A 12,397-nucleotide genomic window follows, 5' to 3' on the forward strand; every position below is an offset into this window, starting at 1 on the left:
ATAATTAAACTCCAGATCTGAAGTATAATGCTCTGGAAAAATGAAATGCTTCCTATTAAGAGTCAATCATCATCTGATGTTACTTCAAATGATTTAATGCAAAATGAATTCCTTTGATACGAGACGTTATCTTTATCTTTATAAATATCAATTGCTAATACGCAGCGACTTGAACCAGATAAAATATTTAAAGTTGTATAATTTACTCGCTTGATTTCCGCCCCCATCAACCCTCCTAATCGCCACCCGATATTTACTTGGCCATTTTCAAGAAAATAATCGAAAATGGAGATAGATAGTTCAACCGATTCTCCCTGAGATATTTTTAATGCATGACGGGATTGCTTAATCTCCTCATAGTCTGGTTCAACCCCTTTCTCACTTGTGCCAAAAAAAACAAAAACATCACCATGTGATTTATTACTAATTACCACCATGGGTTTCGAGTGGTTAAAAAATATTACAATCAAGAGCGAGATAAAAAATATAAATATTGTTTTTTTCATGTTAACCTCATGGGCGTGGGATACGTTCTGGGTTCTTAATGTTCCAGCACCAATGATCATCCCTTGAATGAGGTAGCTTATTTTCAGCTGTAAATTCGAGAGCATCAAGAATATGTTGAGCGGTTAGTCCGTCAGCAAATATTCCATACTTATGGTATAAACCAAATCCAATATTCATACTTGTAACGTCATCAACAGTGTCATCCCCTATTACACCCGGAGTCATTTTTTGCTCCCATGTAGATCCTTTCAAAAGCAGCGACTCATCAAATCCAACACTAAGTCCTACATATCCATAATGGATATTTGACCAAACATCAAAAAAATAATCGTGCATTTTATACTTATGATAATGTGACTTTGAAATATTACCTCTATCCGTTTTTCGTGTAACGGCAACATTTACAAACTTCTTTCTGATTATAGGTTTATGATCCCATATTGAACCCGTTTTAACAGTCTGATACCATATTACTACTGCTGCGGCCAAATTAGGCCTCGGTGGTGGTGACGACTTAACATAAAAAGGGAGTTTATTCCAATCATTTAATTTTCTTCTCAATGTTTCACTATCGATAAAATTGCGAATATTCTCTGCTATATTGCTTCTGACATTTTTTTAATCTCATTGAGAATATACTCTGCTACTTGTCTAGCTCCATCAGCATGGAAGCAATTATGCTCAACATTATCTTCCTGATGGAGTGCTTCATACGGTTTCTGTAGTTCTATCATGAGTCCATCGAGAGAAGATGATGACTCTGAAGCTTCCCCACCTTTCTCATAAGTATCCTGCAGCATCGACGGAATAAACTTCGCCTTACAAGGGCAAGTGCTTTCACTGTCTAACGTACCTGCCATACGGCGGCCATGAATGGTGTCATTAACGATTCCACCGGCAATAAGAAAGGTGCCGGGATGTTTGCCGCAAAGAACCCGATCTTTTTCACGCGCAGCCGCCTTGCCAAATATTGTATGGTCAGTTGCGCCCTCAATGATTCGTCCCCCGCAGGTGGTTTTATCCCCCTGAACCAGATAAAAACCTATAGCCATATTACACTTCCTCCCTGAATAATTGTTGACGTTTACTACATAGAACAACTGGCAATAGCAATATTAACTTTTCCAGATAGTAATGGGCGCATATTAGGTTGTAGCAAAACTTATCACTTTCCTGACCCACTGATTCACTTTCAGTGCATTAAATTTTAAAGATAATAACATAATAATCAGAAAATAAACGAACTAATAATTAACACGATGACCATGACTTTTTAAAAAGCTCATATCATTGGCATGTATATTTTTATTGCATAGATTTTCATTAATTACATATTTCGTAGCCGTGCCTGGCATCCATCCTGAAGGAATACCTTTGCAAGAGGCATAACCTTTATACTTCAATGTAGAAACATAGGAAAAAGATATCATAATTGATGTAATAATAGAAAATATACACACCCACTTGAAATATCGTATGACACGATTCACTTTTACGAATGCCACATCATGTCCAAAAACCAAAAATAAATAAAACCAATATGTAGGAAATGGCAACGTCAGCGGGATGAAAATTAAGCTAACTGACATCCATGAAAAAAGAATGACATCCTTAAACTTAAGATACCCTGATAGTTCATCAATCCAAAAAATAGAGAGATAGAAAAGACATTGACATCAAAATCATAATTGAGAATATCGCCCTTGCTTTTTCTGTCATTTTAATAACTCTCTGGGATAATATCATTAATTGTATTTCTTAAATAAATTCGAATTTTATGCTCGATAACCAACTTGCTTTTTCAACCAGTCATTCACTTTTAGCTCTCATACACCCAATAATTGGAGTTAGTCGATAGTAACTAAAAGATGTATGTTGATATTTCTACTTAACACAATTCGAGAGTGATCTTACATATTCCGTAGCCATACCAATAGTCCACTCTCTGGGATTCCCTGAGCAAATAAAATAGCCTTGACTAATGAAGTAATTCTTAAAAAAACAATAAATACAACAGCAAAAAAAACATAACCAACCAATAAATATATAAATAGTTTATTAATTACCTTGCATTTTTTTATAGCTAATTTCTCCCCATAACGAATAACCATAAACCAATAAATGCAAGGGAAGAATAAAATTATTGGTGCCAGCGGCAATGATAAAGCATAGGGAGAGAAGACAATACGTACTGCAAATGAAAAATAGTTATTAAATGATACTAAAGCCCCCCAGCAAGAACCGAAAGACAATATTAACCAGATGATTACTGAGACTAAAAATTTATACTTTGCATTTATCATATCAGACATCATTAACAATCATTTATTTTTATTGCACAAGTCTTTATTAATTACATATTTCGTGGCCATTCCTGGCATCCATCCTGTTGGTATGCCGGTGCAACTATAATAACCCTTATCATTTACTTTGCTAACAAAGAAAAATTTAAAAGAAAAGCCATAAATAATTGATATAAAAACTCCAGAAAGAATTATTAAAATTGCAGCCCTCTGATATTTATCATTCATCCGCTGCCCTTTTAAAAAGCAATAAATACCTGACAAACAAAATGGCAACATTATAAATGCGGATAAAGTTAGAGAAATAATCCCCGTCGAGTATGTCATTACATCAGGGAATGCCAAATATTCTTTTGTTGAAATATAACCGATATAAGAGGAAAACAACGATAAAATCCACAAAATTACGATCCATGTCAGAAGCATCACGCGTACAGCCAATGAGAAACTATACACTGAGAATTAATCCTTTCTCATATAACAAAGTTCTTTAGATTTTACGTACTTTGTTGCAGTCCCTGGCATCCATCCTGAAGGAATTCCTTTGCAGAGTAGATACCCTTTTCCTTTCATCTCTATTTTATAAAAAACTATAAAATATAATACTTGCAGAAACCAAAATTATGCAAAACCATTTAAAACATCCCATGTAACCTTCAATGATTTTAAAAGCTTTACTCTCTCCTTTCAAAAGAAACAACGAAAAATAACTTATAGGGAAGATCATTACGAATGGGAGAATAACAAGTGAAACTGATAACCAAGAGAATACAATAACATCCGCAAATGAAAAATATTCAATAAAAATTACACATGCCAAGTAAACGCATGCAAAACTTATTGCAAGTGCGACTATAATAGCGCTGAGCGGCCTTATCTTCTCTTTCACTTTAGAACCAAATCCTTCTTTTATGAGACGCCCATACATTTTTAAACATTAATTTTCAACAAGAATTTATTTGATGATATTATTTTATAAAATCAAGACACATCATTTCCCTCATTACTCAACTTGCAAATACTTTCATCAAGCGTATATCTCTCAGCAGTTCCAGGCATCCATCCACTGGGAATTCCAACACATTTTTTATAGCCTATACCCTCAAGTTCATATTTATACCATACAGAAAAAATCAATGCGCCAACCAAAGAAAAAACGAATGTAATAACAATCACTCTCCCTAGATATTTCATAGCAATGTCTGGCATGCCGATACCGTAGATAGCAACGTAACCAGGAGCTATAGAAACACTTAATAAAGTAATAGAAAACAGCAAAGAAAAACACCCCATCCATGAGTAGTTTATATCTGGAGGGTATGTTAGATAATTAGCAATAGACTGAAATGAAAAATAAAAATCAACCATGGCGACTAAAAAAAACATCAAAAACGAGAAAAATGCTTTAATTTTTTTTGAGCTAATCATTTAAACCTCAATGAAATATCCTTTATTGACTCTCTAAAGTATTTTCTTATTTGATATTCTAGAACCTCTCGTCCTTTATCTAACATTTGATCAGCATACATATTCCCCAGATCCCAAATACCACGATCAAGCTCCAATGCTTTCTGAGCTACCTCTTGTTGTGCATGTTCAATATAATTAACTAAAGCATCTGTTACTTTAAACTTATCATCAAGAGTGTTTAGCCCCCACACTGCTAAAAACCCACATCCAACAACAACTACTAGAGGCGCAGCTAATAACGGTAAATATGCCACAGCTCCAGCTCCAACTGCCCAGCTTAATCCGGATGCAATACCAATTTTTATAATATCTGTAGACAACCTGCCCAAAAATTGAGCGAGTGATGTTTCATCATTTAAAATAAAATCTAAGGTTCTGTATGCTGCAGCCACATAAAATGTTAATCGAGCACCTTCTACGATTGACATAGCCATGCCGTACTTACCGATGCCTAAGTCTACTATCTTTGGGTTTTTAATTGAAAAGACTGGTGCGGTTAATATTTTCCTTACACTAGGGTATCCACTAATTTTTACTAACTCCGTTCCTTTGTGATTAACATAATAAGTTGCCTTAATCGAAAAACTGCCGAGCTTACTAATAATCAGCGCGGTAGTAATTGCATCTCGGATATTCGTTCCATAATTAACTAAGATTTGGCCTGGAACACCTTGGGTAATATAATTCCAGCCAGACTTCCACGATCCCCAGGAAGCCAACACCTCAAATGCTTCTTCAAGCGTAAGCAGCATTACGTCTTGATTATTATTTTTCAGCATAGATCTTAGCGCCATATCTGGCAGATCATGCGTGTTTCTCAACACAGGATAAGCAGGCACAAATCCAAAAGGTGCTTTTTCGCCCGTTAAATAAGCAGGTAATTGCCGCGCTACAGGATTTGAAGCAGATGATTCACTGCCCGCTGCTGAGCCGCCACTCGCTTTTTCATAAGTATCCTGCAGCATCGATGGAATAAACTTCGCCTTACAAGGGCAAGTGCTTTCGCTGTCCAACGTACCGGCCATACGGCGGCCATGAATGGTGTCATTAACGATTCCACCGGCAATAAGAAAAGTGCCGGGATGTTTACCGCAAAGAACCCGATCTTTTTCACGCGCAGCCGCCTTGCCAAATATTGTATGGTCAGTTGCGCCCTCAACGATTTGTCCGCCGCAGGTGGTTTTATCCCCCTGAACTAAATAAAAACCTTTTGCCATGTTTCACTCCCTGAATAGTTATTGTGGCTTAACCGCACAACACGGCGGCACGGGCAGGATCGATAGTGATCAATCCCGAGATCAGCGCGTCCATTTCTGGTTGCAGCCGAACTCTGTCGCTCTCGCCCCGGGCGGCTTTCACTCGCAGCAGTTTGAGCCTGCGCGCACGCACTTCGAACATTAAGTCAGGTGACCACTGAGGTAATGTCAGTCCATCCGCCTGGGTATTCAATTCTCCCAGCAAATGCAGCGCCATATCGTTGCGGCCAAACTGTTCGCATACCCGAGCCATTAACAGGCGCAACAACCATTGATCGCGCACGCTACTGACACCCGGCCGCAATTGCAGCCAATACAACGCCGCATCCACACCTTCCGCATCCGCTTTTTCCAGTGCTTCAGCTTCCAGTGAAAGCACATCGCTTTCCGGCTGACTGCCGTTAACCATCGTTTCTGACTCATGATAAGCTCCGCCGCCAGTGACACGCTGAGCGATCCAGTTGAGTGTGACGTCATCAGCAAACGGTGTGCCGTCGGCGAAGGTCAGCGTTTCCAGCCCTGGTAAACGCAGCAGCAGCGCATTGAGATCCTGTTCGATAATGGTCGCCAGACTGCTTTCTCTATTACTGCGGGTCAGTGCTTCCCACGCATACCATTGCAGATCAAGCCACAGATGATTCGTTGCCTGGCTGAACAGCGAGTCCGTCAGCTCAATCAGTTCAAGCCAGCTTTGTTGCAGATAAAGACGTTTTAAATGTGCGCGGTGCTCGGGTTTTGGTGTCAGCAGGCGGGTATTGCCGCCAGCTCCTAATGCAGGAAGCTGTGTCATGGTGTCCCAGCGCACACTCTTCATCAGATGATGCGCGGCTAACCATCCGCCTGGTTGTTCGCGCAGATAAGTCGCCAATACTTTGGCCTGCGCTTTGAGATTTTCACCTGAATTAACTGGCTTGAGTGATGACGCATCAATATCGCGTCCGGCATTAAATTCCTCAGCACTATGCTGTGGAACCATCGCGTCAGCACCACCGTTTTGGGCCAGCCTGACTTCCAGCGCGTTAATCAGAGGCTGAATTGTCGCACGCTCGTCCTCCTGCAATGCTTCGCTTACCAGCAGCAAGCCACCGCAAATACGTCGGGTACAATCTAAATCGGCTTCCGGCCACAGCGATAAACTGTCCAGCACACGCGCACTGCCCAACCAGGCGAGTGCGGCTTGTCTACTGCGCGGACGCTGCGGATGGAGTTCAGTGCCGTAGTGCTGCAACGCCGCCGCCAGTAATTCAACGCCTTCAGCCAATCCGGTTTCGCCATCCTGATGCAGCCGCGCCCAGAGATAAAAGGTAATGATGCGAATATCTTTGCTGATGGAATTAAGCAGCGGCTCCGTCAGTGAAGTGATTAACGCAGTATCATTGCTGGAGAGTTTGTTGACCTCTTCACGGATCAACAAAAACTGGTCATCATAGGAGGGATCTGCACCGCAAGGCGTTTCTGCCGCGATAGGTTGTAACCAGTTTGACCAGTGATTCAGGCGCTGCTGAGCATCAGCCCGCAGCGCAGAAACTTCGGCTCCACACGCGCCGATTAATACATTAATGTCCGCCATTATTCCGTTCCATCCATGTCTGTGGGTATTTCATCCATTGCCGCTTCGCGCGGTGCCATCGATTGCGAGGCGGAAACCGCATCAACACTGAAGATCTCGTCCGGCAGCGTAAATCCACGCAGCCGCAGCAGCACCAGCGGGCCGTCGCTCATTTGCGTGCGCAGCACCCATTGCAGGTTGCGTTTATCCGGTGTGACAAAGTTCAGTATCCACTGGCTGCGATCCAGCCGCTGACGCTTGCCCTGCTCCAGCCAGCGGATAAAGCCCCAGGTTCCGCTGTAATCACCGTAAATCTGGCTGCCGTTGCCCACGCCCGTCCAAGTGAGCAAAGTGCCGGGTTTTAAATTCTCTCCCGGCCAGCGCATCGCCTGCCATTCCGCCATCTGGTTGAAATAGCTCAGCGTCTGTCCGTCGATTTTCAGCTCGGTTTTGACCACATCAGGTGTTGGACGTCCCTGCAATTCAAAGCTGATGCCCTGCGTGCCGTCGGTGAACAGGATATCCGCCAGTTCACGCAGCTGATTCACCGCTTTAAGGAAGGCCGGGTTAAAGGTTAATCCCTGACTATGCGCACTGTCCGGCACCCAGCGACTGCCCTCTTTTTGCAGCACACCCCCGAGGCGACCGCTAAGGAAACTGTCGATGCGTCCAGCATCTTTTCGAATGAACTCGGCCAACATTGGTAGTGATGCATCACTGTTGCTGGCTGCAAACGGATAGCGTCCGTCAAATGCGGTGCGCCAGTTTTCGACGATCGAGCGTTTCCATTGTGCATTGAGGCTGACAGCAGAAGGCTCCAGGATGGTTTCCCACGCTTGGTTCAGCGGCTGGACAAAAAATGTCTGACCAAATCCACTCCACTCTTCACCAAGGCTCGCTGCCATTAGGCTGCCGTACTGCTGCGTATCCGTGAGATCGACGCTTTTGCCCTGAAACACCGTTTGCGCCAGCGTTTGAAGCATCTCCTGCGGATCTGGCGCAGCCGCAACCTGTTGTAAACGCAGGCGCACGCGGGTAATTCGCGTCAGGAAAGTTTGCAGGCTCAGCGTGCTGTCAGCGGCCATCAGCTGTGCGCCGCTGCTTTTGCCCATCAACGCCAACAGTGGGCCGAAAGTGGCATCCAGCGGGCCTTCAGGTCCTGTGACCTGCTGATCAATCGCCGGTTTCTCTTTCTGGCTAATGAGATCTTTGGCCGAGTTAATCAGCGTATCCGACAGTGCGGCGCGCTTCTGTCCGGTCTGTCCCTGCCAAGCCACCGTGTTCATCAGAGCAATCAGCGGCGACTGACGCACATCGCTGAGCAGCGTTAGTTGATCGGTAACGTCTGCGATATTGTTCGCCGGATTGAGGCGCAGGCTATTGAGGAAACTCAGCCAGCTGGCAGCGAAATCGGTGAAGTAGCGTTGCGTCAGACGCGCCTGTAGTGCTTCCGGGGAAACATCCTGAGAAACCGCGCTGCGGCTGTCGCTGAGAACCCAGTCAATCTGATCACGCCGCGCACTCGCCGCCTTCTCAATTTCCTGACGTACGCCGCCTTCCCACGCCTGGCGGGTGAACATGCCCGGCACCGTTTCATCGCTGGTAAACAGGCGACGCGGATCGGTGCCGGGTGCCATATCTTCTAGTGAAACATCAGCATAGTTGCGGCGCACGGCCTGCAGCACGTTCTGATACAGCGTGCTTTCGGCATTGCGCTGACCAATCTGTTGTAGCAACACCTGACGCACCTGCGCCAGTAAAGCCACATCGGGTTTGATACCCCACGTTGGTTGCTGAGGAAGATTCGCGGCGTAAAAGAACCACAAATCCGGCGACAGACTCTGCCACAGCGCCGTAGAAACACCGTTACGCTCCGGCTGCACGGCCTTCATGGTCTGCACAAAGAAATCGGGCTCGGAACGGTTCGGGCGCGACATCATCAGCCAGGCTTTGAGCTGGTCATAACCTGGTTGTGCCAGGGTGGCGCGCAGCGGGCTGGCGGGCGGTAGATCGGCCAGCCGCGTTAGCTTCGTTTCCAGTGCTGCACGTGCCGGATCGCGAATTAAGCGGTTGCCCGTCACGGCATACCACGGTAGCAACGCGGCATGCAGTTCCTGCGTGTGGCTCAGCCCAAATCGCTGATACCACGGCGAACGGTGCGCCAGCCAATATTGCTGCAGGCCAAGATCGTTGCGCAGGCCGTGCAGGGCAATCAGTTGCTGGTCATTAACGGCGGGATTCGTCACTAGCGTCTGTGCTTTTTCCGCAGCACTGACAATCTGATAACGGTTGATGCCGAACGATACCATCATGCCTGTGCCCCACAGCAGCATTCCCCCCATCAGCGTCCACGCCAGCGTCTGTTCCCAGGGCAAACCGGTACGCCTGCCACGCATTTTGTCCCGGCTAATGCCCTGCCACAATGCGCTATCGTTTAGCGCATGTGGATGCACGCTCGCTGAAGCATGCGCTCGCTCCGGCAGACTGAATACCAGCCCGCGCAACGGCATTTTGCGCTGAGATGCAAACCACGGCGCCAGACGCTGCTGCCATTGCTGGTTTTGATCGGCGAGTTGCTGAGAGAGGCGCAGCAACCAGTCATGGCTCCGCTGCTGCGAAATCTGCGTCATGCCCTGCTCGCGCAGCAGAGGGATAAGGTTTTCTATCTGCGTGCCTACCTCTTCGGGAACTGCGCGGGCGCTGAAAGTCAGCCCCGGCGCGTTTTGTTCACGTCCGTCCTGCGACCACGCGCATTCACCAAGCTGCCACAGCCAGATGGGCGCCTGCCAGCGCAATGCAGCACTGATTTTTTCTAGCGAAAGGCGATATACATCACTCTGCTTTGGCGATAGCGTTTCATCCGATTCCAGCACATGAACAATGCCATCAAGTGGGCGGCTGCGGCGCAATTTGCGTAATGCTGCGAGTATTTCGGCATCTGGCTCGCTGCTCAGGCTGCCACCGTAAATCAGCACGGTTCGATTACCTTCCAGCCATTGCTGGCTCTGTAAGCCGGGAACCAGCGCCTCAACGGCCGCCTCTTCACCGGTCACCAGTAGCACCCGAACCTTGCCGCGCCAGAAAAACTGATAGCGGCTGCGCAGATGCTGTTTAAGCTTCCTCAGCATGGCATGCGTAGGAGACGTCGAGGTCGCATCTTTCTTCGGTAAGGGAACATCATCACCGTTGACGCTCTTCAACTGTGCATCAAAGGCTGATTTTCCGACCTGACGCATCAGCAGGGTACCAACGACAGCGATCAGGAAAAAAATTACGGCGAGAGTCAGCGAAGCCGCCATCCAGCGCTGCTGAACTGTGCTTTCGTTCACAAGGCTGACGCTTTCCGGATGTTGCCAACACACAAACCACGCCAGCAAAGCCAGTGTAGAGAGCAACAGCATGATCAGCCCGAACCAGAGCTCGGCTGATTTTGGCATTAATTTTAATAAGAATCGTTTCAAGTATCCCTCTCGTGCGGTGGCGTAACGGGCGAAACCGCCATGCTCCACATGTCATCCGTTGAAGTGTCCCCGGTAATAATCATCTGGGGACGATGGGTCAGTGTTGCGGCTTGGAATGCAGCCGCTATCGCCAGCCAGGGCGCAGCGGCTCCAGCATGGCCGATTGAAATATCCGGGGTAATTACGTTTTCCGTTTCCACGGCTTCAACCGGAAACGCTTTTAAAACGCTGAAGGTGGAAAGATATTGCTCATTCGTCACCCCGACGATCCAAAGATGCTGCACCACATCACTTTCCAGCGGGACATTGTCTGCCGCCTGTTTCAGACACGCGGCAAGATCATTGTCCATATCTCGGTCGGGGCGGTGCAGTAGCGCCGCCGGATGCAGCGTGTGTTGCGTCATTCGGTTGCCGAACAGCAGTGCCACGCCAGCTTCCGCGCTGTCTTTTACCACTGGTGGATCAATCTTTAGGGCGATAACCAAGAGTAACGCGTCGTCGGTAAATCGTTCATTCAACCACTGGTTAATCACTGCAACACCCTCTCCGGCAATAAATTCAACTAGGTGAGTTAATTCGGCTTCGTTAAAGGCATGAGTGATTTCGTGTTTTACTTCTCGGATGCTGACAGAAGATGAAATATTCAGCGCTATTTTTATTGTCTTCTTGGTATCCAGCTTTTCAAGTTGCGGAATAATGGAAGACATCAGGTGATTAATGGTGTGGCACATTACTTCATACGGCTTATCAGATGCCTGTGAAGTAATCTGACTGTGGTTCACACCGCCGGTTCCTTTTCTGTCATCCTGTGCTCGTCTGGCTCCGGTATTTGCCATGATCGCTTCCAGCGGCGTGGGATGATAAATATCAGGTGAATGACAGGTCAGATATTCCGCCGCCAGAATTTGCAGCGCCCGACGACTCTTTTGGGTCTCATAAAGCAGCCACCGCTCGCGCTGGTTATCCTTACCATTAGCAATAATATTCCCTGCCAGCCAGACAAGCAGATAGCTGCCAAATATTATTATCCAAAGCGCTATGCCACCGCCGATAGCCAGCCACCACAATATGTGACTCTCGATGGATTGCCCCAATAATCGGGTAGTTACTGTGCTCAAGACCATTAGAATAGCCAGCAGGGCCAGCCAGCGCGCGAATTTTATGGATTGAGGCCGAGGTGATATGGGTGGCAGTTTTTTTAATGAGTATTTTTTATTTTGCATATGAACGCTCGGCCAGCTGGTTCTCTGTAATCACTAGTAACGTCGAATTGAAAAAGATGGCCATTTATTAAGCATATAATTCAGGAGTGGTTTGTTATTTTTGAGTTTATAGTCAGGTTTTGGAGGATCTTCACCTCCGTAAGTATTCTCATCTGGTGTAATTATTTTTTCCTCACCTCGTAATGCGTACTTCTTTCCATCCTCATAAGCCAAATATTTAATCTCGCCGGGATCTACTCCACCTACACATAGTAATCGATATGCAAATAATAAATACTTCCCTCCATGTCACGGCAAATCAATAAACTCAAAGGTCTCGGGATAAATGGTGATATCGTAGTCAAGCTGACAGGCTTCTACCGCATCGCGTGCTTTCCAGCTTTGCACATCATTTATGATCCCTTCACCAGAAAGATAAATGGAACCAATATCCTCTCCTTTTGGACCATTTCTGACATTAAGATTTACCACGTTGTTGCCATTGCTGTCAGTCCAGGCGACTTTGAAAGTGCTTTCCTCTGCAGCAGAGTTAAACGCAGGTAATATTAACAAGATTACAGCTGCAATTATTTCATTAACACCTCATAAACTTACTTAATAAAAGCACTTCGTTAATAATCCTCTATGC

10 protein-coding genes and 1 pseudogene are annotated in these 12,397 nt (G+C 45.8%); all 11 read right to left on the bottom strand.

Going from position 1 to position 12,397, the window contains the following annotated elements; genetic code table 11:
* Positions 1 to 62: 62 nt before the first annotated feature.
* Positions 63 to 506, bottom strand: a complete 444-nt coding sequence (locus AAF463_RS11675) for a hypothetical protein (RefSeq protein ID WP_350260806.1) — start codon at positions 504 to 506, stop codon at positions 63 to 65.
* 7 nt (positions 507 to 513) lie between these two features.
* Positions 514 to 1,559: pseudogene (locus AAF463_RS11680) on the bottom strand (polymorphic toxin type 44 domain-containing protein).
* Between the two features lie 192 nt (positions 1,560 to 1,751).
* Positions 1,752 to 2,096 carry a DUF1240 domain-containing protein gene (locus AAF463_RS11685; RefSeq protein ID WP_350260807.1) on the bottom strand — a complete coding sequence of 115 codons (345 nt, stop codon included), beginning with the start codon at positions 2,094 to 2,096 and terminating at the stop codon, positions 1,752 to 1,754.
* Positions 2,097 to 2,417: 321 nt separating this feature from the next.
* Complete coding sequence (locus tag AAF463_RS11690) at positions 2,418 to 2,822, bottom strand: hypothetical protein (RefSeq protein ID WP_350260808.1); 405 nt, start codon at positions 2,820 to 2,822, stop codon at positions 2,418 to 2,420.
* A 6-nt stretch (positions 2,823 to 2,828) separates the two neighbouring features.
* Complete coding sequence (locus tag AAF463_RS11695; protein WP_350260809.1) at positions 2,829 to 3,266, bottom strand: hypothetical protein; 438 nt, start codon at positions 3,264 to 3,266, stop codon at positions 2,829 to 2,831.
* A gap of 525 nt (positions 3,267 to 3,791) precedes the next feature.
* A complete protein-coding gene (locus tag AAF463_RS11700; protein WP_350260810.1) occupies positions 3,792 to 4,238 on the bottom strand; it encodes a hypothetical protein in 447 nt (148 codons plus the stop codon).
* On the bottom strand, positions 4,235 to 5,497 hold the full coding sequence (locus AAF463_RS11705) for a PAAR domain-containing protein (RefSeq protein ID WP_350260811.1): 1,263 nt from the start codon (positions 5,495 to 5,497) through the stop codon (positions 4,235 to 4,237). The genes AAF463_RS11700 and AAF463_RS11705 overlap by 4 nt, the downstream gene beginning before the upstream one ends.
* Before the next feature lie 28 nt (positions 5,498 to 5,525).
* The gene (gene tssA, locus AAF463_RS11710) at positions 5,526 to 7,106 is read right to left on the bottom strand and encodes a type VI secretion system protein TssA (protein WP_350260812.1); all 1,581 of its coding nucleotides are present in this window, start codon (positions 7,104 to 7,106) and stop codon (positions 5,526 to 5,528) included.
* On the bottom strand, positions 7,106 to 10,486 hold the full coding sequence (locus tag AAF463_RS11715) for an ImcF-related family protein (protein WP_350260813.1): 3,381 nt from the start codon (positions 10,484 to 10,486) through the stop codon (positions 7,106 to 7,108). The genes tssA and AAF463_RS11715 overlap by 1 nt, the downstream gene beginning before the upstream one ends.
* Positions 10,487 to 10,542: 56 nt before the next feature.
* Positions 10,543 to 11,769 carry a hypothetical protein gene (locus AAF463_RS11720; RefSeq protein ID WP_350260814.1) on the bottom strand — a complete coding sequence of 409 codons (1,227 nt, stop codon included), beginning with the start codon at positions 11,767 to 11,769 and terminating at the stop codon, positions 10,543 to 10,545.
* Between the two features lie 288 nt (positions 11,770 to 12,057).
* Complete coding sequence (locus tag AAF463_RS11725; protein ID WP_350260815.1) at positions 12,058 to 12,321, bottom strand: hypothetical protein; 264 nt, start codon at positions 12,319 to 12,321, stop codon at positions 12,058 to 12,060.
* Positions 12,322 to 12,397 lie beyond the last annotated feature (76 nt).

The sequence above is a fragment of the Pantoea sp. BJ2 genome (assembly GCF_040255075.1).
In the GTDB taxonomy this organism is placed as follows: domain Bacteria; phylum Pseudomonadota; class Gammaproteobacteria; order Enterobacterales; family Enterobacteriaceae; genus Pantoea; species Pantoea leporis.